Origin of the sequence: Tychonema sp. LEGE 06208 (genome assembly GCF_015207505.1) — a bacterium.
GTDB lineage: Bacteria > Cyanobacteriota > Cyanobacteriia > Cyanobacteriales > Microcoleaceae > Microcoleus.
Window position 1 is genome coordinate 19,049 of record NZ_JADEWT010000055.1, and the last position, 21,300, is coordinate 40,348.

Sequence of the window (21,300 nt, forward strand, 5' to 3'; positions counted from 1 at the left end):
TAGAAAAGAGTTTTAAAAATTGGGTTGGCATCGCACCGGTTGATGGCGATCGCAGATTTGAGCGAGATTTCTCGCGCTATTCAGGTTGGAGATGCCACAGATGCCGCACATTCACTATCTGCCGGACGATCGCACGATCGAGATAGACGACGACGATATAATTCTCGAAGCTTCCCTCAGTGCCGGCATTCCCCACACCCACATCTGCGGCGGTAGCGCCCGGTGTTCGACTTGCCGCGTCTTGATTGTCGAAGGTTTGGAATTTTGCTCTCCGCGCACCTCGTCGGAAGAGGAACTTGCAAAAAAATTACGCTTAGAGCCCGAAATTAGGCTGGCTTGTCAGACACAGGTGGCGGGCGGGAAGGTGATTTTGCGCCGATTGGCGATCGATTCTGAAGACTTGGAAGCATTTAACGACGAAATGGTCGGAAAGTTGATTTCTGCTCCTGTGGGACACGAGAAAAAAATTGCAATTTTGTTTGCTGATATTCGAGGGTTTACTGCGTTTGCAGAATCGCTGCTCCCCTACGACGTAATTTATATTTTAAATCGCTATTTCCAAAAAATGGGTTATGTTATTAACCGCAACGGCGGGATGATTAATAATTATATGGGAGATGGTTTCATGGCGCTATTTGGGTTAGAAAATCCCGAAAAGGCGGCGGAACAAGCAGTGAGGGCGGGAGTGGAAATGCTGGAGGAACTAGAGAAACTCAATCCCTATTTTGAGACTTTATACCGTCACCGATTGCGGATTGGGATTGGGATTCACTGCGGTTTGGCGGTTGTGGGGAATTTGGGGGCATCGAAGAGTCAGAGAGTTACGGCGATCGGAGATGCAGTAAATTTGGCCAGCCGGATCGAAGCTGCTAACAAGCAAGTAGGAACGAGTTTATTGATTTCCGAGGAGACTTATCAGGAAGTCAAGGAATTGGCGATCGTCAATCAATGCGTATTAGTTGAAATTCCGGGAAAAAGCGGCGAATATCCGCTCTATGAAGTAGTCGGAATGCCGCCGCTGCCCGTGGAAATAGAAGATTTATTTGAGGTAAGAAAAGTTTCAATTTGGCAAATTTTTGTAAATAAGTTACGGGCTTTGTCTGCGGCGGTGTACAATTGGATTAGGAAAATATTTTGAGTTAAATTATAAAACTATAGCCTTTCAAGCGAAAGATGAGGTACGATCCGGCCTAGGGCCTAGGGCCTAGGGCCTAGGGCTATCCTCACTTTTGTGAGAACCGCTATATAAAGCAAGTTTCTTTTTTTTATAAACTCGATAATATGAATATTCCCAAGTCAATAGTTCGCATTTTTATAATGCTCCCGAACGGTCAGATTGGAGTACAACTGCGAGATAATATTCCAGGTATTGCCAGTCAAGGAATGGTTTCTACTTTTGGTGGTGGCGTGGACATTGGAGAAAGTCCACAGCAGGCAGCAGTGCGAGAAATGGAGGAAGAAACTTGCCTCGCAATACCTGATTACACAATGGAATTTATCGCAACTTTTACTCACAAAAAGTCCCAAAACGATATAAAAATTTTACAAAACAACCATCTTTTTTTGGTGAGAGTTAGCGATTGCGATCAAATAGAAATCAAAGAAGGTGTCGGTTTGGTAGTTTTGAGAAAAGATATAGATTTTGAAAAAGTCAACGCAGGGGAGGGTACTCAAATGGCTTGGAAATTGTTACAGGAATATTTAAAATTGCAAACCACACACGACCTTTTAGCCACCAGGAAAATGAAACTTTAATAGAGAATTTCTGTACTATGTTGTCGCGCATTTGGATTGCATATTCATGGCGGGCAGGATGCCCAACCCCTACTCCCCACAAGAGTTTTATTTTTTTTAACATACAGTTAAAATGGAGAACAGCTTATGTTGTCTAATAGGAATTCAGACTACGAATTATTACTGCAACGAGCGATCGCGATCGCAGCCAAAGCACATGAGGAGCAGGTTGATAAGGCAGGCAATCCCTATCTCGATCATCCGCTATTTGTGATGGAAAATGTAACTTCTCTAGAGCAGAAAATCGTAGCGGTTCTCCACGATGCAGTCGAAGATTCTGAACTTACACTTGAGCAACTTAGAAGCGAAGATTTTCCTGAAGTTATCGTCTCGGCGATCGCGGCGATTACCAAAATAGAAGGAGAAGCTTATGCAGCTTATTTAGAACGTGTGATTGCCAACCCGATCGCACTGCGAGTCAAAATCGCTGATGTTACTCATAACCTCGATATTCGTCGCATCGCCAATCCGACAGAGGCAGATTTTCAACGCATGGCAAAATACAAAAAAGTCCTCAGTCAGTTGCGTGCCGCCTTAAAGTAATTATTAACCGCAGATATCCGCTTTCATCCGCGTGCATCTGCGGTTAAAAAAAAACCAAATCTAAGCCATCACCATTCCCCCATCCACATTAAAAACCTGCCCCGTAATATAAGCCGCCGCCGCATCCGCCGCCAAAAACTTCACCATCCCCGCAACTTCCTCAACTTCCCCATATCTCCCCAGGGGAATGTACTTCAAAATCTCATCAGACTTGACATCTTTTGTCATATCTGTAGTGATAAAACCCGGTGCAACAGCATTCACAGTAATCCCGCGACTCGCCAACTCCTTAGCCACAGTTTTAGTAAAACCAATTACCCCAGCCTTCGCCGCACTGTAATTAGCTTGTCCGGGATTGCCCATTTGTCCGGCCACCGAAGCAATATTAATAATTCGGCCGCTGCGCTGTTTCAGCATGATTTTACTCGCAGCTTTCGCGCACAAAAACACGCCGGTTAAATTCAAATCAATCACAGCTTGCCAATCTTCCAGCTTCATCCGCAACAGCAAAGTATCGCGGGTGATGCCTGCATTGTTCACCAAAATGTCAATCCGTCCCCATTTTTCCATGACATTACTGATGAGTGCATCCACTCGGTCAGTTTTCGAGACATCTCCTGAAAGTGCGACAGCTTCTCCGCCAGCAGCGATAATTTCTGCTACCACCTCATCAGCAGCAGCGCTGGAACTGGCATAGTTGACGGCGACTTTAGCGCCTTCTGCGGCTAGGGCTAAAGCAACGGCGCGGCCGATTCCCCGCGATGCACCGGTGACGACAGCAACTTGACCCCGCAATCTCTGATATGTCTCTGGTAATAATTCCATAATTGTATCCTCGCAATCTACCAGAGAATTTTGCACTAAAATCGAGCCAGAACCAAAAAAATTATTTTGTCCTATGGCAGTTCAAAAACAGTTCAGCAGTTTTGAGGAGTTACTATCGGGCTCCGATTTGCCCGTGTTGGTAGATTTTTACGCTACTTGGTGCGGGCCTTGTCAGATGATGGTACCGATTTTGGAGCAAGTCAGCGGTCAGACGAAAGAGAAGCTGATGGTGGTCAAAATCGATACGGATAAGTACGAACAGTTGGCGTCGCAGCATCACATTTATGCTTTGCCGACTTTGGTACTGTTCAAAAATGGTGCTGAGGTCGATCGCATTGAGGGAGTGATGCAAGCGGCGCAGTTGCTCGATCGACTGCAACCTCACTTGTAACATCAGCCAATTATCTCACACCTAGGGTGCGTCAACTAATATCTGATTAATTATAAATAAGATAATCCTAGTTGACGCACCTTACTCATGAAAACTCCCAGCCACGCAATTATCAATCTCGCCATTCTCGGTAGAGCCCAGCATTCTGAGTTGAATTTACTCATCGTTACGGGCGGAATTTTACCCGACATCCCGATATTTTTATTTTACTTTTGGGCGAAATACATTGCTCGTTTGCCGGAAGCTACAATTTGGTCAACAGCCTATTACGAGCCTTTTGTCCAGAATATTGTGGCGCTGTTTCATTCAATTCCCCTCGCGGTTATTGGTTGGGTAATTGCTGATTACTTCGGCTGGCAAAGCGTGCAAATTCTGTTTCTCAGCATGATACTGCACTCTCTGGGAGATTTGCCAGTCCACAATGACGACGCTCACCGACACTTTTTTCCGTTCAGCAATTACCGTTTTATCAGTCCGATTTCCTATTGGGATAGAAAGCATTACGGGTCAATTGTTTCTGTGGTGGAAATGTTGTTAGTGCTGCTGTCTACTTTCCGCGTTTTTGGTTTTGTTCACTCTTATATTGGTAAAGGATTGTTGATTTTGGTGAATGGTTTTTATTTAATTGGAGCGGTGTCTTTTTACCTTCGTTCTTTAGTTTCTAGTTCTTAATTATGCTGCAATTGCTTACTTAGATCGAATCCGGTAGCATCGTCCTGTATTCATCTCTCTATTCTCTCTCTGTGCCCTCTGCGCCAAGAGCGGTTAAATCATTCCGATTTAATTGGAAACGATATTACGGGACGATCGAGATTGTATTTGCCTAATTAATGGCGATCGTACCAGGCATCTCTAACACTATGTAAATTTGTATAACAATAATTAACATTTCTGCCTCAACAGCTTGACATAAACAATTTTATTATGGTGAGATACTAAGAATCACAAGTTACTGTATCGCTTGTTCGCATCGGGAGCATCTCATATTTGTAAAAAGACTTCTTTTGACTCCTTCTTTCTTCCTCTTTCCTCCTGTCTCCTGTCTCCTGCCTCCTACCTCCAATTTCTAGCTTGGCTGCAAAAGTGAGATGCTCCCGTTCGCATCTTATGAAATTTTCCAATAAATCTCCCTTCAACAGTCAAGAGCCATTCCCTATCGGTGAAACGACCTTAATACCTGAATTTGACATAAACACCGACAACTCACTCAATCCTCAAGCCCTTAGCAGCCCTATCCCAGAACCAGCACTCCCCGAACTTACAGAAATTTCTAACAACAACCCCGAAGACACCGCAATCCTCTCCAAATCCATCAATTTTAGCCCCAAATTAAAGAATTTCAGTTTTTTCCACCCCCGTAAAAAAAACGCCTGAGTTCGACACTCTCACTGGCGAACCTGCAAACGAAAGACAAATCGACTACTTCGGTAAAGAGCCTATTTTTGCGGAAAGAGGCGCATCTTAACTCGCTCCAACTGCCGCCAATCCCAAAAATCCTCCACTGATTGAAAGTGCCGAACTCAAATTAAAAGACGCAAACAATCAACCTTTTGAGAATAATCTACCAGTTTTGTTTCTGACGGGGAGCAACGTTTTAGCAGACAACTTTGGCGACCCAAAAGGTAGCCAATTCAGCGATTTAGTGGTAAAATTTTATGTTGGCAGCCAAGCTTATGAAGGCACAATATTAACTAACCTCAGTAGCGAATTAGCAGACAATCAATTTGAAGTAGCCGTCAGAGTTCCCGACACCGTACCCTTGGGCGATTCCCGGATTGTCCTGGGCCGCAAACAGAACGAAAAAGTCAGCCCAAATCCGGCAGAACCAGCAACAGAAGTTCTCTACAACAGCAATTCCTACCGGCTGGAAAACACTACAGAATACGTGTTTGCAGCGCAGTGGACGGCAGATAAAATTGCCCTCCTCAACGCTTCCAATCCAGAATCTGTTGTGGCGACAACTAGCAGCAGCGACTTGCTAATTGGTAACATTGCTGTAGGTACGGACGATCGGCTAGATAGAGCCAGAGATTTGACTGTAACTAGCGACGGTTCTCGCGTATACGTACCTCTAGAAGCTTCCGCTAGAGTGGCTTTGGTCGATCCGATTACCCGTCAGCAAATAGACACCAAACCGGATATAGCGGGCATTAATCCGATCGAACTACCTAGCGGTGCATCCCCGCGTTCTATTGTACTTGATTCCCGCGACCAATACGCTTACATTGCTGACGGGAAAACTGGTGGCAATTCCATCTACGTTCTCGATATCAACCCTTTCTCCTCCAAGTATCACCAAGTTACCCAAACTATTACAGTTGGTGCAGCACCTAGCGGTTTGCGACAGATGGCAATTAGCAGCGACGGAAAGAAGCTATTTGTTACCGCACCCAATGGGGTAAACAGCCGCATTTACGTTGTGAATATTGACCCCAAAGACCGCCCCAACGACCCAAGTCAGAACCCTAAAAAGTGGAATCAATTAATCGGAAATATAACAGCCGATGAAGGGTTAGAAGGATTAGCTGCTACGGTCGATCCGCTGAAAATGACGTTCACAAACAGCGGGAAAGATAGCAAAGGATTTGGGGTACTAGATATTACTAATAATGACCCGGTAAGTTTTGCTGCGACTACTCGCTATGCAAATTTAGGGCTGGGTTCCGACTTTGATTACTTTGATCTGAATGAGGGAGTTTCGGTAACTGTTTTACCGGATGCTAGTTATGCGTTTGTTGTGGGTCGCAATAACGATCCGAAATTTTTCGGTCAGGAAATACCCAGCGTAGATGGAGACCCGCGGGCCGGGAGCAATATCGGCATTATCAAAGACCCGCTGACTAATCCGCAATTAGTAGCAGCAACTCGACCAATTCCCGACGGATTGACTACTGATTTAGTGCTTTCTAGTGACAGCAAGTACCTCTATGCTTCCTATCCCAATTTGAGCGGTGCGAATGGCAAGGTGTATGTTTTTGACACTGAAGAATTCGTCAAAACAGTGACAAACCCCGCTCAATTTCAAATTGATGCTAAAGGTCGGGGTGTCGGGCTGCCTTTGTTCGACAGCACTACAGCACGAAATGCTACGGTTGCTGACCTTTCCACAGTGCCAATTGATAATATTAACCCAGCGGTTAGTGTTGCTGCTGACTTCCAGATTCTGATTGATGCAAACAACCAGTATACTTACGGCGTGCCGCCTGGTAGCAAGCGAGCTCCTGTTTCTGCGACTAACTCTCGCGGTTTGGCGGCGACACCGCTGGATTGGTTGGATTTAACTGGGCCAGGGGATAGTTCAAATGACTTGACTCCTACTTTAGAATGGGAATTTGACGAATTGCCGAGTGAAAATGTAGAAGAAGTTAACCTGTTCCTCAGCGTCTTCGATGAAGGTGAAGGACTGCTGCCGTGGGATGAAGTTGTCGATTTACCAGACCCGAATGGCAACGAATTTCTTTTCAACCAAGGATTGAGCAAACCAGAACAGTTGGACTTATTGACAAAACCTTGGAATACTTCTTTTTACCGCAGCCAAGAGAACGACTTCAACCCCAACCGAATTTTGACGGCAACTTGGCAAAGAGATGATGACGACGACATTGGCAAGTGGACTTTGGATGGCGGTCAAACATTTATTGAAGGTACAAATACCAGCTTCACGCTACCTGACAACCTCACTTTGACAGCGGGTCAGGAGTACAACTGGGCCGTTGAAGCTTGGAATAAAAATGGCAGCCGGAACATAGAGTTTGGCGATTTTTGGACGCCAATATTGACCGAGCCCGATGATGGTAATGATGTCTTCCCCAGCGTAACTGTGCTGACTCATGGCTTCAAGCCTCCCTTTAGTGCTCCCTTTTTTGATAACCCTGGAATTCCTTCAGAGTTTTACCAACTGGGCAATAGTATTGCCAATGCAGGTGCTGAGGACAACGGTTTGATGATGAGGTACGACCTCGCTACTGGTTATTGGGTTCCTGTCAACAAATATGGAGCGGTTGCGCCAGATTTCCCAGCAGGTGAGAATCCAGAAGACGACGCCGACTATCTCACCAAGTTGGAGAGTTACATAGCTCCATACCTTGACAACAATCAACCGTTAGTGCTGCTCAATGACTGGTCGAACAATAATGAATCGGCAGCTCCTGATTCAGGTTTTAGCGAAGCAGTGGCAGATACTTTCTTTGCTTCCCTCGTGCAGTTAGACCAACTGTTTATCGATGAAAACAGCACGGCAAAACAAGGAGCCATTTTCAATTCACCGCTGCATTTTGTTGGTTTCAGTCGGGGAACAGTTGTTAACAGCGAAATTATTCAGCGTTTGGGGACTCATTTTCCTGAAGCGGGTGGAAAAGAAAACTCTGATGTTCGCGACCTTCAGATGACAACTTTAGACCCCCATGATTTCGACCAACCGGGGCTAAATGTGGTGACAGATAATTTCGGCGATTTCCGCGAACCGAAGGTTCAGGTGTGGAAAAATGTCACTTTTGCGGATAATTACTATCAGACAGTACCGGATTTATCAGGAGGTACGGTTTCGCCTGCGGGTCGGGATATTCCGAATCTTCCGTCTACTGAGGATGGAAAAACAGCTCCCGGACTTCAGTTTCCGCGAGAAGGTTGGAGGTCAGAAAATCCCGATCCAGATGCTCCGCTGTTAGGAGAACCGGATTTGTCGGTTTTCCTGGGAACCAATAGCAATAACCCAGATTATAATGACAGCCGTGCTGGGTTTACCAAGGAAACAGATCCTACTGTTGGTATTGCCGGCAGGGGAGCCGTACACGGACGTGTTTTGAGTTGGTATGGAGGAACATCTGACTTGTTTCCAACTAACTTCCCCTTCGATGAAGACTTAGATGTTAATCCTATTTTCCGCCGGCGCGGTGATGGGTATCGCGAACCTTTGTTCGATAAGGACTTTTCATTTGGCGGTACTGTTTTGACAGGCCCGGCTCGCGTTAGCCCTTGGTATACGCCGGAACACAGTTTTGAACACGGTGTTGATGCTGCTCCTTGGGAGGGAATTGGTACGGGGTGGTTTTATTCGGTTTTGGGCGGCGGTTCGGAGTTGCGGCCCCAAACGAATGTAGAGCGTATCCCGGTTGATTTTGAGAATACTTATGATGCCAGGATGCGGGGGGATTTTGCGGTTCCTACTTTATTTAACGGCAATTTTGATGCGGTTTTCAATCCGCAGGGACTGAATCGAACTATCTTTTCTGATGTGATTCCTGGTTGGTCTTTGCATAATGGTGAAGCGTCACCGAGTGTAACTACAAGCAATCTCGTTGATGTGAATCAGCTATCTGCAACAGATGCTCCAGCTTTGCACGCAGAACTGGATAGGATAGGAGTCGATCGAACTCAACCAAATTATGCTCTGAAGTTAGAATCAGATCAAAGCATTACCCACAACCGTTTTGTGGTACCTGAGTCTGGAACTCTGCGATTTAATCTTCACGTACCTAATCCCAGTGGCGGTCAACTCAAAGTTTCTATCAAAGGAACCGACTCAACTGCTGAGGAGTGGCAGGATTTAACCCCGATCGAACTGACGAGGGCTGCCGATCCTAATACATTAATTAACCCATTAGATCCGAATTCTCTTGCCCGTCCTAATGCGGTTGGTTACTACGATTATAATGTTCTAGGGTACAGAGATCCCTACACCAACAATCTAGCTTACGCCGAACAAGGATTTGAGACATTTCATTTGGAAATACCAGATAATCTACGCAACAAACCTGCTTTGTTGCAGTTTAAGGTAGAAGGCGACAGTCAAGTTTATCTGGATGACGTTTTCTTTAAGAGCGTTCATCTCAAGTTAGGGAATCCTACTTTTGCTCGACCTTCAGAAGACACTCACCAAGAAAATTTCTTGATTGAAAAGCCACAGTATTCGTTGTCTTACAACGATGCCACCAAGGGGCCTAATTGGGTGAGTTGGCAGTTAAACAAGTCCTGGTTGGGTGATGTAAGACGCCGACGTAGAACCGGAGACCCTCCCAACACTCCATACGTAGAGCAAATTCCTCGTCAATATGGAAGTAGGTTTCCCGTTGGCTTCGATGATAATTTTCCTAATTATCCTAATGGAGTTAACCCAGTTGATGGGACATTCAGTCCTTACGCTCAAAATGGTAATCCTAGAGGTTATCCGTGGGTTGCAGACCAATCGCTCCCCGCAGATTGGGTTAAAACTCAAGGAGCTGACTATCAAAACAACAACAACACTCGTGCTTTTCGAGAGAGACTGTTCGATCGAGGCCACATGACACCATTCAATGACCGCACGAGAACCTTCAAAGATGCCTTATCCACTTACTTAACAACTAATTTGCTTCCACAACAAGCTCAAGTAAATCGAGTACCTTGGGAAGATATCGAAGACGATAGCAATAGGTTTGTCAACGGCAACAACGCAGAGCTTTACATCATTGCTGGTGGAGCTAGTTACGATCTCAATCGAGAAGATCCAGGCCAACCTCGAACAAACGATCCATTTCCCAATCATCCCGATCCGCTTCCAGGAGTAGTAAGAAACTTAGTTGTGAGACGGCGAGACAATAATGGGAATTGGGTTTACAGCAGAGATTCTCTGGGTAGAATCTTGACTCAAAATGGTGGTAATATTGGAACTAACCGGGAGTGGATTGTCAATCCTAAACGCATTGGAATTCCTGATTACACCTGGAAGATTATCGTTCCTTTGCAGCCCGGTCAGGGACTGGCAGATATTACGACAGAAACTCAAATCATTTCTGTTATCATGCCAAATGTAGACCCCCGCACTTTAGAGAACAATCAATTTCAGCTTCCCAACGGAACAATTGTGAACTTAAATAATCCTAATGTATGGGAAGACTATGCAGTCACAGTTGATGATGTGGAAGCGCTAACAGGTTATGACTTTTTGTCAGAGCTTCCAGAAGAAATTCAGGATGCTATCGAGCAACGTCGAAATCAAAATTTCATCGTATAACAGGCGGCTTTCGAGCGATAAGCTAATGGACATTTAATTTGCTTAGTTTTAAACTTGATAGGCTTATATCGCCTTAGCAAATTAGATGTCCGTTAGTTTACCAAGGACTACTCCAACTAAATATCTCCATACTTTTGCTCAGTAAACTCCCAAGTGGATTCAACAAATTGACCGTTAGGCAATACGATCTGATGTCCGGCTACATCAGCAGGGTCGAACCCTGTCGCTCCTGTTAAATCAACTAAAGCCATTAGAGTTTCGTTCCAAATAGCTCCCTCAAAATTAACGTTTTTCAAGTTACAATTTTCAAACCTGGCATCACTCAGATTGACATTTTTCAGAGTAGCTTCTTCTAAGTCAACAGAGACCAGATAAGCTTCTTCCAAACTAGCATCATCCAAATTTACTCCCCTCCAATTAGCGTCAATAGAAACTACACCATACATAGTGGCAAGCATTAAGTTAGCCCCTTCTAATTGGACTTCATACAGGTGGCAATCTCCCAAGAACACTCGGCTCAAATTCGCTCTACTAAAGTTAGCTCTACGCAAGTTAGCACCAGCTAGATCGATTCCAGACAAATCAGCTCCGCTCAAATTAATACCCTCTAACTCGCTACTCCGAAAATCTCGCTGTCCCTTGGCGTATCTTTTGAGTATTTCTTCAGCGTTCATAGCTTTATGATGCAAATTGTTTATGCTTTCATCGTAGCACTGTCACTTTTAGTTTATCATTTGAAAGTGATTAAAGAGGCAAGTTATGAACGCAGAAGAACTGCTCAAAAGATACGCAGCGGGTGAAAGAGATTTTCGTCGGGTTAACCTAGAAGGTGCCGAACTAAGAGGCGTAAACTTGAGTGAGGCTGATTTCAGTGAAGCTGATTTGACATATACCACGCTGAAAGAAAGCAATCTCAGACGTACTATTTTTACGTCAGCTAGATTAGATTATGCTGATTTAACTCATAGTATGCTGGACGAAGCAGATTTGTCTAATGCTAGTTTAGAAACTAATCTAGAAAGAGCTTCATTGGAGAGAGCTAACCTAAGTAATGCCAACTTGACAGATGGTAATTTGGAATATACTAATCTCCGAAATGCCAACCTGCAAAATGCTTGTTTATTTGAAGTTAGCTTGAAAGGAGCCAATCTGGAAGGAGCAGACCTTAGAGGTGCAATGATGGGTGAAATTTGTCTGTATGAGACAAATTTGAGAGGAGCACTTGTTGAAGGTTGCGATTTAGGCGACAGCTACAAGCGAAATACTATCATGCCAGATGGACAAGTTGTGACTGATGAATATGCTGAGATAGAAACTGACGATTAACCAAATCGAGGAGTTGGGGCGGTTTTACAAGATTGTCAATTTATATGAAATATTATGGCGAAGTGAGCTCCTACAAGAATCATGGGTAATCGACCGAAATTGATATAACTTGTAAGGTGCGTCAGTTGGTAGCGATTTGAGAGCGAAAATGATTGAATCTGACGCACCCTACGACTAATATCATGTCCTTGTAGCGTGCGTCAGTTGGTAGCGATTTGAGATTAAAAATGATTGAATCTGAGGCACCCTACGACTTCGATCCCGATCCCGATGACATCAATGAATAATATCACATCCGTTTGATTGTCGCAGTACATTAGGGGCTATCACAGGGGGATTTCCCCTACTTATCTACGTGCATTTAACCGGATTTGATATGAGCGATAGCACAAGGCAAAAACAACAAAAATTATAGGAGAGAGTGTATGAATTATAGCACTCGGGAATCTTTAGTTAGAAAATTCTACGAGGAAGAAATCGGTAAGTTTTACGATCGCTCTGACTCTTTCTCGGATTTCTTCCCAGACTGTCGCATCGGATGTCTTCAGTTGTTTGGTGGGTTTGGTGATGGTTTGGAGTCGGTGGAGATTGAAAGACCTCCACAAGACATACCTAAAACTGTGGCTGACACTTACGATCGACATTTTTGCTACTCTCAGCACAGCCTCAGCGAGATATATCTTGTAAAAGTTCCCGTTGAATCTCAAATTTCATTTGCTCTTCTGATACAAGGCTATGTTGATGATGGTTGGGATAATAGCGGCTCTTTTATAGAAGTTTTTGATGAACAAGGTCAGTTTCTGGGAGCTGGTTGTTGCGATCGCAAATGTCAACATACAGGAGCGATAAAGTGGTTAGAGCGACAATTAAATGGTCGTGACTTATCTATGCCTTCTCCACCTTGGATTGGCGATGAACCTGAATCTCAGCCTGTTTCTGAGCCAATGTGGTCGGAAGAAATACTTTCGCAACACGCTGTAAAAATCGATCGCGAAGGTTCGATTATCCGCTATGTAATGTTTAGCTAATTTCAATCAGGTGCGTCATATCGTTTCCGGTTTCATCGGTATGATATAGAGGACACGGCAGTGCCGTTTCCCTACCGCGATTAATTGTAGGGAAACGGCACTGCCCTATCCTGATTTCGGGTGATATTAATTCCGAAATAATTGTAAGGTGCGTCAGTTGGTAGCGATTCAATACGCATCCAAAATCATCGAATCTGACGCACCCTACTACTAATATATGTATCGAAAATCTAAAAACGCTAACTGCGCCGAATATTAAAACAACACCAATCTTGGCGCTTCCACAAAGTAGCCACAATCCAACCGTGCTGTTCGAGAGTATCGGCAATTGGCTTAGCTTGGTCGAGCAAAATGCCGCTGAGCACGGCCCATGTACTCGGTTTGCTAATCGCGGTGAACTGCGGGATTAAATCTATGATTACTTCTGCTAAAATGTTGCACATCAAACCGTCGATCGGCTCATCGATCATTTCTTTCAAGCGATCGACCGTTCCGAGTTCTGCGATTAACTGCTGCGGGTTAACGCGGTTAAGCTGTCGGTTGCTAATGGTCGATCGCACAGCCAAAGGATCGGTATCCAAAGCATAAACCTTTGTAGCGCCCAACAACACCGCGCCGATCGACAAAATACCCGATCCGCAGCCAATATCCGCAACTATGCACTCTTTGTCATCAAAACCGAGACGCATTTCCAAAGATTCCAGACAAAGCTGAGTCGTAGCGTGAGCACCCGTACCGAAAGCCACACCGGGATCTAAACGCAAAATGACGCGATCGGTATCAGTCGGCGCCGGCAGCCATGCGGGATTAATTAAAAAGCGATCGCCCACTTCTTGAGGCTGCCAGTGCTGCTTCCAAGTGCTGCCCCAATCCTCCTCTTCAATCAAATTCCACTGCATCGCAGGTAGGGGCAAACCTGCACACAGAGCATCTTGTCGCAGCCACAGAGACAGGGCAGCCAAATCCAGCAATCGGGCTTGTTCTTCGGGCAAATAAGCCGACATCAGGCAGGAATTGCTTTTGATCTGAGTGGCTGTTCCCCGACACTTAAATTGTTCCAAACGCCAAAAGATGATATCTTCCAGCGCCGGATCGCAAATAATTCTAATTTCCCACCAGCTATGTGCCATAACAATTTTAGATTTTAGATTTTAGATTTTAGATTGGCCCGTCAGGAATTGGCAACTGGGAACTGGGTAGTGAAGAATCAGGATTGACTAATAGAAACAATTCAGCTTTCTGGCTTTTTTACCAATAACTAATTACTCATTACCAATTATCAGTCCTTGTATCCAAAATCTAAAATCCTTAATACTTCAAAGATTTACCGTGGAACGATTTTATATTTTAGATTGGCAGCTTCTAAAATCCTTAATCCTTCAAAGATTTACCGTGCAATGATTTTAGATTAAGGATTCTTCGACTTCGCGAACGAACAAGTTTTAGCTTTTAGATTGGCATTCACTAAAATCCTTAATCCTTCAAAGAATTACCGTCTAACGATTTGAGATTAAGGATTTTAGATTTTCAACTTCGCAAGCGAACAAGTTTGAGATTTTAGATTTAAAATCCTTAACCCTTTAAAGATTTACCCTGTAACGATTTTAGATTTTAGACTTGAGATTTAAAATCCTTAATCCTTTAAAGATTTACCCTGTAACGATTTTAGATTAAGGATTTTAGATTGACATCTAAAATCCTTAATCTAAAATTCTTTAAAGATTCACCGTGTAAGCATCCCGAATTCCCGGAACTTTGAGAATCTCGGCCAATATGCCCTCTGGTAGAGGGTCATCCAGGCTCAAAACCATCACCGCATCGCCTCGCACGATTTTACGGCCCACTTGCATACTGGCAATATTGACATTAAAACTGCCCAATTGGGAACCAATTTTGCCAATAATCCCCGGCATATCGCGGTGCAGGGTAAACAGCATATGGTTAGTCGGGGAAACGTTGACTGGGAAATCGTCAACGCTGGTAATCCGAATTTCGCTTTCGCCGAGGACTGCACCCGTGACTGTGTGTTCGCCCAGAGTTCCCTTGGCCGAGAGGCGCAGAGAGCCAGTGTAGTCGCGAATCGAGGCGTCTCTGGTTTCGACGACGCGGATGCCGCGTTCTTTGGCTTCAATGCTGGCGTTGACGTAGTTAACGCGCTCTCGCAGGGCTTGGGAGAGCAGGCCTTTGAGGGAGGCGACGACTACGGGCTGGCTTTGGTTGTTGGCGAGTTCGCCTTGGAGTTGAACGTTGAGGTAATCGACTCGGCCTCCGGCTAGCTGGCTGACGAGGTTGCCTAGGGTTTCGGCGAGTTGCAGGTAGGGTTTGAGTTTTTCGATCGAGTCTGGGTAAATACCGGGTATGTTAACAGCCGATCGCGCCGGGAGTCCCAACAACACATCGCGAATTTGTTCGGCAACATCGATCGCCACATTCACCTGAGCTTCCGCCGTCGAAGCGCCCAAGTGGGGTGTCAGCACGATGTTCTGGCCGACACTCCGCAGCGGGGAATCGGCTTCTAGCGGTTCGTGTTCGTAAACGTCGATCGCTGCGCCGGCGATCTGGCCTGATTTTATAGCTTCTGCGAGGGCTGCTTCGTCGATGATGCCACCTCTAGCACAGTTAATTATCCTGGCCGTGGGCTTCATTTTCGACAGCACTTCAGCGTTAATTAAGTGCAGGGTTTCCGGCGTTTTGGGGATGTGCAGGGTGATGTAGTCAGATTCGCGCATCAGCAATTCTAGTTCTACCAAACGGCAGCCCAACTGATCGGCTCGTTCGGTGGAAATGAAGGGATCGTAGGCGAGCAGTTTCATGCCCATTGCTTTGGCTGCGGCGGCGAGGTGGGAGCCGATTTTGCCCAAACCGACGATGCCGAGGGTTTTTTTGTAAACTTCTACGCCGATAAAGCGGTTGCGTTCCCATTTACCGCTTTTGACGGAGGCGTTGGCTTCCGGGATGTGGCGGGACATCGAGAGCATCATGGCGATCGCGTGTTCGGCAGCGGCGATCGTGTTGCCTTCGGGGGAGTTGACGACTACAATTCCTTTGCGGGTAGCGGCGGGTACATCGACATTATCTACGCCGACTCCGGCTCTACCGATGATTTTGAGTAGATTTCCGGCTTCAATGATTTCTTTGGTAACTTGGGTGCCAGAGCGGATCATTAAAGCGTCGTAATCTGGAATAATTTTAACCAGTTCGGCGGCGGAAAGTCCTGTGTTTACGTCAACTTGCGCGACTTGGGAGAGGATGTCAATTCCGGCTTGGTCGATCGGATCGGATACTAGAACTTTAGGCATAGCAAGCAATCGAGTGCAATAGTAAAAATAGGCCGAGCGTTGGCGAGCTCAAAGTTGAGACTTATGACTTAGAGCCGTATCTGACAGATCAGCTCAAGCTTGCCTTTGTGCAGTTTGAATTGTATCTGTATTCGGTCATGGTCGGTCATTTTTGCGGGAAATATTTTAGCTTTGGGGGCGATCGTCCTGGGCCGACCTCTGGAAAACGCCCAATTGCTTAGCTAGCAAGTCTTTTCAGGCTATAATAAATTCCGGGTATCCGAACCTAACTATCAGGAATTGTTGTCAATGAATTATCTTATCGCCGTACTGCCCGATCGAATGCAAGCCGAAGCCGCCTACTGCGCCCTCGAAAAAGAAGGCTTACCGATGAAGCAAGTAAGCATTTTGGGCCGCGGCTACAAAACTGCCGATGAATTTGGTTTGATAGATCCCAACCAGCAAGCAAATAAACAAGCGAAACTCATGGCTATTTGGCTGATACCGTTTGGCTTTATTGCCGGCGTTACTTTCAGCTTGATGACTGAGTTGAAAACTTTTGCTTGGGCGGGCGAAATTGGCGATCACCTCATCGGTGGAGTGCTAGGTGCCATCGGCGGCGGGATGGGCAGCGTATTTGTCGGCGGTGCCGGAGGAATGGCCTTTGGTAGCGGCGATGCTTTACCCTACCGCAACCGTTTGAATGCGGGCAAATTTTTGATTGCTGTTAAGGGTACTGACGTTTTAACCGACAAAGCAGCTAATATTTTGCGATCGTTTGAACCGGAAAATATGCAAGGTTATACAGCAGAGACTTAGTTGGCAGTTGGCAGTTGGCAGTTGGCAGTTGGTTGTTGGTTGTTGGCAGTTGGCAGTTGGCAGTTGGCAGTTGGCAGTTGGTTGTTGGTTGTTGGTTGTTGGTTGTTGGTTGTTGGTAGGGCGGTGCCAAAAGTGCCCGCTCTTTTAGTTGGTTGTTGGTTGTTGGCAGTTGGTTGTTGACATTCTACTCATGTAATATTTGGAGACAGTTACAGTTATGGAATCACAAACGATCGCCCTACATTCTCCCCTAGAATTAACGCTCGAATTAACTGACGAGCAGTTTTTCCAGTTGTGTCTAGACAACCGGGATTTGAGATTTGAGCGCACTGCAACGGGAGAATTAATTATTATGCCACCTACAGGTAGCGAGACAGGCAGACGGAATTCAGACCTAAACTTTCAACTTCAATCTTGGAGCCGTCAAAATAAGCATTTGGGAGTAGTTTTTGATTCTTCTACTGGATTTAAACTGCCCGACGGTTCAGATATTTCTCCCGATGCTGCTTGGATTCGGCGCGACAGGTGGGATGCTTTAACTGCGAAACAAAAAGAGAAATTTGCACCAATTTGTCCCGATTTTGTAGTGGAATTGCGATCGGCCACCGATTCTTTAGAAAAATTGCGGGCTAAAATGAAAGTGTACGTGAAAAATGGAGCGAGGTTGGGATGGTTGCTCGATCGCCAAAATCGACAAGTAGAAATCTCCCGTCAAGATAGAGAAGTAGAAATTTTAGATGCGCCTCAAACTCTCTCAGGTGAAAATGTACTGCCCGGTTTTGTGCTGGATTTAACTGATATTTTCTAAATTTGTAAGAAGACGGGCGCGGTTGAAACCAGGTTTACACAAGCAAAACCAGCCTCCGCCGGTTAAATATAGCGCGGTAAAATTACGTTATTCTCTTTAGTCCGCAGAGGCGGACATCGTTTGTATAGCAGCGGTTTCAACCGCCGTCTTATCTTTTCCCGCTAATTGATGATATGATAGGCTGCCAAAGGTTGCATTTGGTATAACCTATGAAAATCCTCCACGGCACTTGGATTCCTCAAACAGAAGAAAGTTTTGTTCAAGGTGGAAAATTTTATATCTGGGTTGAAACTACTGAACATAAAAACCAACGTGGTAAAGTTCATCCCCGCCAATTGGAAACGGCAAAGTTAACAGAGTTTTTAACGAAAGAAGCCGGGATTCAACTATCAGCCTTCGGAAATACAAGTTCGAGGGGGCTAGAAGCGATCGCCCCTCGGTACTTTTTACTACCCGCCGCCGATAACCAGCCGTTACCATCTTTAGAGTTAGCGCGATATTTAGAGACAGAGTTACCCGAAACGTTTGAATTAGAATATTGGGAAGTCGATTGTCTGCCAATTGCCACCCACAGCCTCACCAAAGTATTGAACGATTTGCATTTTCTGGCCCTCTACGATTTGGCAGAAGTTCAGTTCGGTTCTGACTTACTATTCTGGCATCACTACACGCAATTTTTTAAACAAATTATTCTCAAGGATCTTTATATTCCGGCGTTGCGCTATCGAGAAACTGCTCCGATCGCACCCATCGAAACATCAGAACCCGCCCAGAAAGCCACGGGCGGGCGCAAGAAAGCCGGTGAAACAAAAACAACTGCAAAAATTGCAAAAACTACTAAAACCACTGCCAAGACTGCACCAAGCTTTGAGATTTATCCGGGATGGGAAATTGTTTCAGCGCAGTACGAAACTGATTTACAACGCTATGTTGAATGGATGCCTTTAGTTTGTGCGTCGGGTTTTAACAAGCTCAAACTAGCAGATATGACGCCAAAGTTCTACGATCGCGAAATGTTGCTGCGGCATTTTTCAGAATGTGCGATCGCGGAAATTGTCACTCAAACACCAATCCCAGCATCGTTTGAGAATAAAATTTCGGACTCTTTACTCCAAATTTGTCTCAACCAAACACGAAAAATCGCGGGAGTCAGCCTAGATCGATATCAGCAATGGCAAACCTGGCGCGATCGCATTACGCGCAATCAATCTGCTGACTCATTCTCCCTTTGCTTTCAATTGCAATCCCCCGAAAACCCCGAACAGCCTTGGATTTTAGAGTTTCAGGTGGCTGCGAAAAAAGACCCATCTCTGCGGATGCCGTTGCAGGATTATTGGCGATCGCGATCGACTCAACAAAAACAGTTGCAAACACAATTCGGTGACAACTTCGAGCAACATTTGCTGACAAATCTCGGCTACGCCGCCCGCATTTATCCCCAACTTTGGCAAGGGCTAGAAACCGACAAACCCGTTAACATTTCCCTCAGCTTAGATGATGCCTTTACCTTCCTCAGCGAGTCCGCTTGGGTACTAGAAGATGCCGGATACAAAGTGATTGTCCCCGCTTGGTGGACGCCGAAGGGACGACAACGGGCGAAGATTCGCCTGCAAGTCAAGGGCAGCAGTAAGAAAAGCGCTGCAATCAAGGGCAAAGGATTGTTTTCGGCGGATTCCTTGGTGGAATATCAGTATGAATTGGCGATCGGAGGCGAACGGGTTAGCGAACAAGAATGGGAGGCGTTAGTTAATAGCAAAACACCGCTGGTGCAGTTCCGAGGACAATGGATGGAACTGGACAAAGATAAAATGCAGGAGATGCTGGAGTTTTGGAAAAAACATCGCGAAGAGAATCCCGATGTCAGCCTGATTGACTTTATGAAGTTGACGGCCCAAGGAGAAGCTAGTGAAGAGTTAGAGGTGGAGCGCGATCGGGCTTTGTCAGATATGTTGGAGAAGCTGCACGATAAGAGTCGGCTAGAGTTAATTGCAGATCCGGCAAAGTTTCAAGGCAAACTCCGGGATTATCAAAAGCGCGGTGTTTCTTGGTTGAGTTATTTGGAAAGTTTGGGATTAAATGGCTGTCTTGCCGACGATATGGGTTTGGGTAAATCGGCGCAGGTAATTGCTCGATTATTGCAAGAAAGAGAAGTTTTATCTAATACAAAAGAGACGGAAATTACGGTTTTACCCACGCTGCTAATTGCGCCAACTTCCGTAGTTGGCAATTGGCAAAAGGAAATGGAAAAATTTGCTCCAGAATTGCGATCGCTGATTCACCACGGCCCTGGGCGCTTGCAAGATACCAAAGCATTTAAAGCCGCCGTCCAAGATTGTGATATGTTGATTACTTCGTTTACTTTGGCGCGCAAAGATGAGAAGCTGTTGAGCAGTGTAGAGTGGCATCGCTTGGTAATTGATGAAGCGCAGAATATTAAAAATCCGAAGGCGGCGCAAACAAAGGCGATTTTAAAGTTGCCGGCTACCCATCGGTTGGCGCTGACTGGAACACCTGTAGAAAATCGCTTGTTGGATTTATGGTCAATTTTTAATTTCCTCAATCCCGGATATTTGGGAAAAGAGGCGCAGTTTCGGAAGTTGTTTGAGTTACCGATTCAAAAAAATGGGAGTCGCACGCAATCAGCAGCGCTGAAAAAATTAGTAGAACCTTTTATCCTGCGCCGCCTGAAAACTGATAAGTCAATTATTCAGGATCTCCCCGACAAAGTGGAGCAAAAACTATACTGCAATCTCACCCGCGAGCAAGCTTCGCTTTATGAAGCAATCGTCAAAGAGGTAGAGCAAGACATTGATGCCGCGGAAGGGATAAAGCGCAAGGGGATGATTTTGGCGACGCTGCTGAAGCTGAAGCAAATTTGCAACCATCCGCGCCAGTTTTTGCAGGATGAAAGTGAGTTTACACCGGAGCGATCGCACAAACTGGAACGGCTGATCGAAATGATTGAAGAAGTGAAAGCGGAAGGCGAAAGTTTATTGGTATTTACGCAGTTTACAGAATTGGGAAGTGCGTTGGAAAAATACATCAAACACACCTTACATTATAACACTTATTACATCCACGGGGGAACGAGTCGCGAAAAACGGGAACGGATGATTTCAGAGTTTCAAGATCCAGAATCAGAACCTTCGGTATTTATTTTGTCACTGAAGGCGGGCGGTGTGGGAATTACGCTGACAAAAGCCAATCACGTTTTTCATTTCGATCGCTGGTGGAATCCGGCGGTGGAAGATCAGGCGACGGATCGGGCGTTTCGGATCGGGCAGGAAAAAAATGTATTTGTGCATAAGTTTGTGGCGATTGGCACTTTGGAAGAAAAGATTGACCAAATGATTGAGGACAAAAAGAAATTGGCAGGCTCAATTATTGGTGCGGATGAGTCGTGGTTGACTGAGTTGGATAATGAGGCATTTAAGAAGTTAATTAGGCTCAATAAAAATGCGGTTCTAGATTAGGAGAGGGGAGATTGGGAGAGGGGG

Annotated in this window: 16 protein-coding genes; 12 read left to right on the plus strand and 4 right to left on the minus strand. The window is 45.4% G+C overall.

Annotated elements, in window-relative coordinates:
* Window positions 1-91: 91 nt before the first annotated feature.
* The 3 genes from IQ263_RS15735 to IQ263_RS15745 all read left to right on the plus strand — a co-directional run bounded on the left by IQ263_RS15735 (window position 92) and on the right by IQ263_RS15745 (window position 2,337).
* Entirely contained in the window at window positions 92-1,138 is a 1,047-nt protein-coding gene (locus IQ263_RS15735; RefSeq protein WP_228050092.1) for an adenylate/guanylate cyclase domain-containing protein, read from the plus strand.
* Between the two features lie 143 nt (window positions 1,139-1,281).
* Window positions 1,282-1,755 carry an NUDIX domain-containing protein gene (locus IQ263_RS15740; protein ID WP_194068243.1) on the plus strand — a complete coding sequence of 158 codons (474 nt, stop codon included), beginning with the start codon at window positions 1,282-1,284 and terminating at the stop codon, window positions 1,753-1,755.
* 126 nt (window positions 1,756-1,881) lie between these two features.
* On the plus strand, window positions 1,882-2,337 hold the full coding sequence (locus IQ263_RS15745) for an HD domain-containing protein (RefSeq protein ID WP_194068244.1): 456 nt from the start codon (window positions 1,882-1,884) through the stop codon (window positions 2,335-2,337).
* A 60-nt stretch (window positions 2,338-2,397) separates the two neighbouring features.
* Here the strand turns inward: IQ263_RS15745 and fabG are convergent, their stop codons facing one another.
* A complete protein-coding gene (gene fabG, locus IQ263_RS15750) occupies window positions 2,398-3,162 on the minus strand; it encodes a 3-oxoacyl-[acyl-carrier-protein] reductase (protein ID WP_194068245.1) in 765 nt (254 codons plus the stop codon).
* A gap of 73 nt (window positions 3,163-3,235) precedes the next feature.
* On the opposite strand from fabG, the gene trxA reads away from it, so the two are divergent.
* The 3 genes from trxA to IQ263_RS15765 all read left to right on the plus strand — a co-directional run bounded on the left by trxA (window position 3,236) and on the right by IQ263_RS15765 (window position 10,544).
* Window positions 3,236-3,553 (plus strand): thioredoxin, encoded by a 318-nt coding sequence (gene trxA, locus IQ263_RS15755; RefSeq protein ID WP_194068246.1) that lies wholly within the window; start codon window positions 3,236-3,238, stop codon window positions 3,551-3,553.
* An 87-nt stretch (window positions 3,554-3,640) separates the two neighbouring features.
* Window positions 3,641-4,225, plus strand: coding sequence for a hypothetical protein (locus IQ263_RS15760; RefSeq protein ID WP_194068247.1), 585 nt, complete (start codon window positions 3,641-3,643; stop codon window positions 4,223-4,225).
* A gap of 898 nt (window positions 4,226-5,123) precedes the next feature.
* Window positions 5,124-10,544 carry a DNA/RNA non-specific endonuclease gene (locus tag IQ263_RS15765; protein ID WP_228050093.1) on the plus strand — a complete coding sequence of 1,807 codons (5,421 nt, stop codon included), beginning with the start codon at window positions 5,124-5,126 and terminating at the stop codon, window positions 10,542-10,544.
* Window positions 10,545-10,660: 116 nt separating this feature from the next.
* Here the strand turns inward: IQ263_RS15765 and IQ263_RS15770 are convergent, their stop codons facing one another.
* Window positions 10,661-11,218 (minus strand): pentapeptide repeat-containing protein, encoded by a 558-nt coding sequence (locus tag IQ263_RS15770; RefSeq protein WP_194010035.1) that lies wholly within the window; start codon window positions 11,216-11,218, stop codon window positions 10,661-10,663.
* A gap of 85 nt (window positions 11,219-11,303) precedes the next feature.
* On the opposite strand from IQ263_RS15770, the gene IQ263_RS15775 reads away from it, so the two are divergent.
* Window positions 11,304-11,870: a pentapeptide repeat-containing protein gene (locus IQ263_RS15775; RefSeq protein ID WP_194068248.1), complete on the plus strand. Its 567-nt coding sequence runs from the start codon at window positions 11,304-11,306 to the stop codon at window positions 11,868-11,870.
* A gap of 425 nt (window positions 11,871-12,295) precedes the next feature.
* On the plus strand, window positions 12,296-12,898 hold the full coding sequence (locus tag IQ263_RS15780; RefSeq protein ID WP_194062127.1) for a hypothetical protein: 603 nt from the start codon (window positions 12,296-12,298) through the stop codon (window positions 12,896-12,898).
* Window positions 12,899-13,137: 239 nt separating this feature from the next.
* Here IQ263_RS15780 and prmA read toward each other — a convergent pair whose 3' ends face one another.
* Both prmA and serA read right to left on the minus strand, forming a co-directional pair.
* Complete coding sequence (gene prmA, locus IQ263_RS15785) at window positions 13,138-14,028, minus strand: 50S ribosomal protein L11 methyltransferase (RefSeq protein ID WP_194068249.1); 891 nt, start codon at window positions 14,026-14,028, stop codon at window positions 13,138-13,140.
* A gap of 585 nt (window positions 14,029-14,613) precedes the next feature.
* Window positions 14,614-16,197 carry a phosphoglycerate dehydrogenase gene (gene serA, locus IQ263_RS15790; RefSeq protein ID WP_194068250.1) on the minus strand — a complete coding sequence of 528 codons (1,584 nt, stop codon included), beginning with the start codon at window positions 16,195-16,197 and terminating at the stop codon, window positions 14,614-14,616.
* A gap of 288 nt (window positions 16,198-16,485) precedes the next feature.
* Here serA and IQ263_RS15795 point away from each other — a divergent pair, with 288 nt between their 5' ends.
* The 4 genes from IQ263_RS15795 (at window position 16,486) to IQ263_RS15810 (ending at window position 21,276) form a co-directional block, all read left to right on the plus strand.
* Entirely contained in the window at window positions 16,486-16,995 is a 510-nt protein-coding gene (locus IQ263_RS15795) for a hypothetical protein (RefSeq protein ID WP_194068251.1), read from the plus strand.
* Window positions 16,996-17,175, plus strand: coding sequence for a hypothetical protein (locus IQ263_RS15800; protein ID WP_194068252.1), 180 nt, complete (start codon window positions 16,996-16,998; stop codon window positions 17,173-17,175).
* Window positions 17,176-17,212: 37 nt separating this feature from the next.
* Window positions 17,213-17,803 (plus strand): Uma2 family endonuclease, encoded by a 591-nt coding sequence (locus tag IQ263_RS15805; RefSeq protein ID WP_194068253.1) that lies wholly within the window; start codon window positions 17,213-17,215, stop codon window positions 17,801-17,803.
* Window positions 17,804-18,012: 209 nt separating this feature from the next.
* Window positions 18,013-21,276 (plus strand): DEAD/DEAH box helicase, encoded by a 3,264-nt coding sequence (locus tag IQ263_RS15810; RefSeq protein ID WP_194068254.1) that lies wholly within the window; start codon window positions 18,013-18,015, stop codon window positions 21,274-21,276.
* The last annotated feature ends 24 nt before the right edge of the window (window positions 21,277-21,300 follow it).

Bases quoted from the DNA above. Each gene is read 5' to 3' on its own strand.
- IQ263_RS15775 (WP_194068248.1), top strand. From the start codon at position 11,304: ATGAACGCAGAAGAACTGCTCAAAAGATACGCAGCGGGTGAAAGAGAT.
- IQ263_RS15745 (WP_194068244.1), top strand. From the start codon at position 1,882: ATGTTGTCTAATAGGAATTCAGACTACGAATTATTACTGCAACGAGCG.
- IQ263_RS15780 (WP_194062127.1), top strand. From the start codon at position 12,296: ATGAATTATAGCACTCGGGAATCTTTAGTTAGAAAATTCTACGAGGAA.
- serA (WP_194068250.1), bottom strand. From the start codon at position 16,197: ATGCCTAAAGTTCTAGTATCCGATCCGATCGACCAAGCCGGAATTGAC.
- IQ263_RS15735 (WP_228050092.1), top strand. From the start codon at position 92: ATGCCACAGATGCCGCACATTCACTATCTGCCGGACGATCGCACGATC.
- IQ263_RS15795 (WP_194068251.1), top strand. From the start codon at position 16,486: ATGAATTATCTTATCGCCGTACTGCCCGATCGAATGCAAGCCGAAGCC.
- prmA (WP_194068249.1), bottom strand. From the start codon at position 14,028: ATGGCACATAGCTGGTGGGAAATTAGAATTATTTGCGATCCGGCGCTG.
- fabG (WP_194068245.1), bottom strand. From the start codon at position 3,162: ATGGAATTATTACCAGAGACATATCAGAGATTGCGGGGTCAAGTTGCT.
- IQ263_RS15810 (WP_194068254.1), top strand. From the start codon at position 18,013: ATGAAAATCCTCCACGGCACTTGGATTCCTCAAACAGAAGAAAGTTTT.
- IQ263_RS15805 (WP_194068253.1), top strand. From the start codon at position 17,213: ATGGAATCACAAACGATCGCCCTACATTCTCCCCTAGAATTAACGCTC.
- trxA (WP_194068246.1), top strand. From the start codon at position 3,236: ATGGCAGTTCAAAAACAGTTCAGCAGTTTTGAGGAGTTACTATCGGGC.
- IQ263_RS15740 (WP_194068243.1), top strand. From the start codon at position 1,282: ATGAATATTCCCAAGTCAATAGTTCGCATTTTTATAATGCTCCCGAAC.
- IQ263_RS15770 (WP_194010035.1), bottom strand. From the start codon at position 11,218: ATGAACGCTGAAGAAATACTCAAAAGATACGCCAAGGGACAGCGAGAT.
- IQ263_RS15760 (WP_194068247.1), top strand. From the start codon at position 3,641: ATGAAAACTCCCAGCCACGCAATTATCAATCTCGCCATTCTCGGTAGA.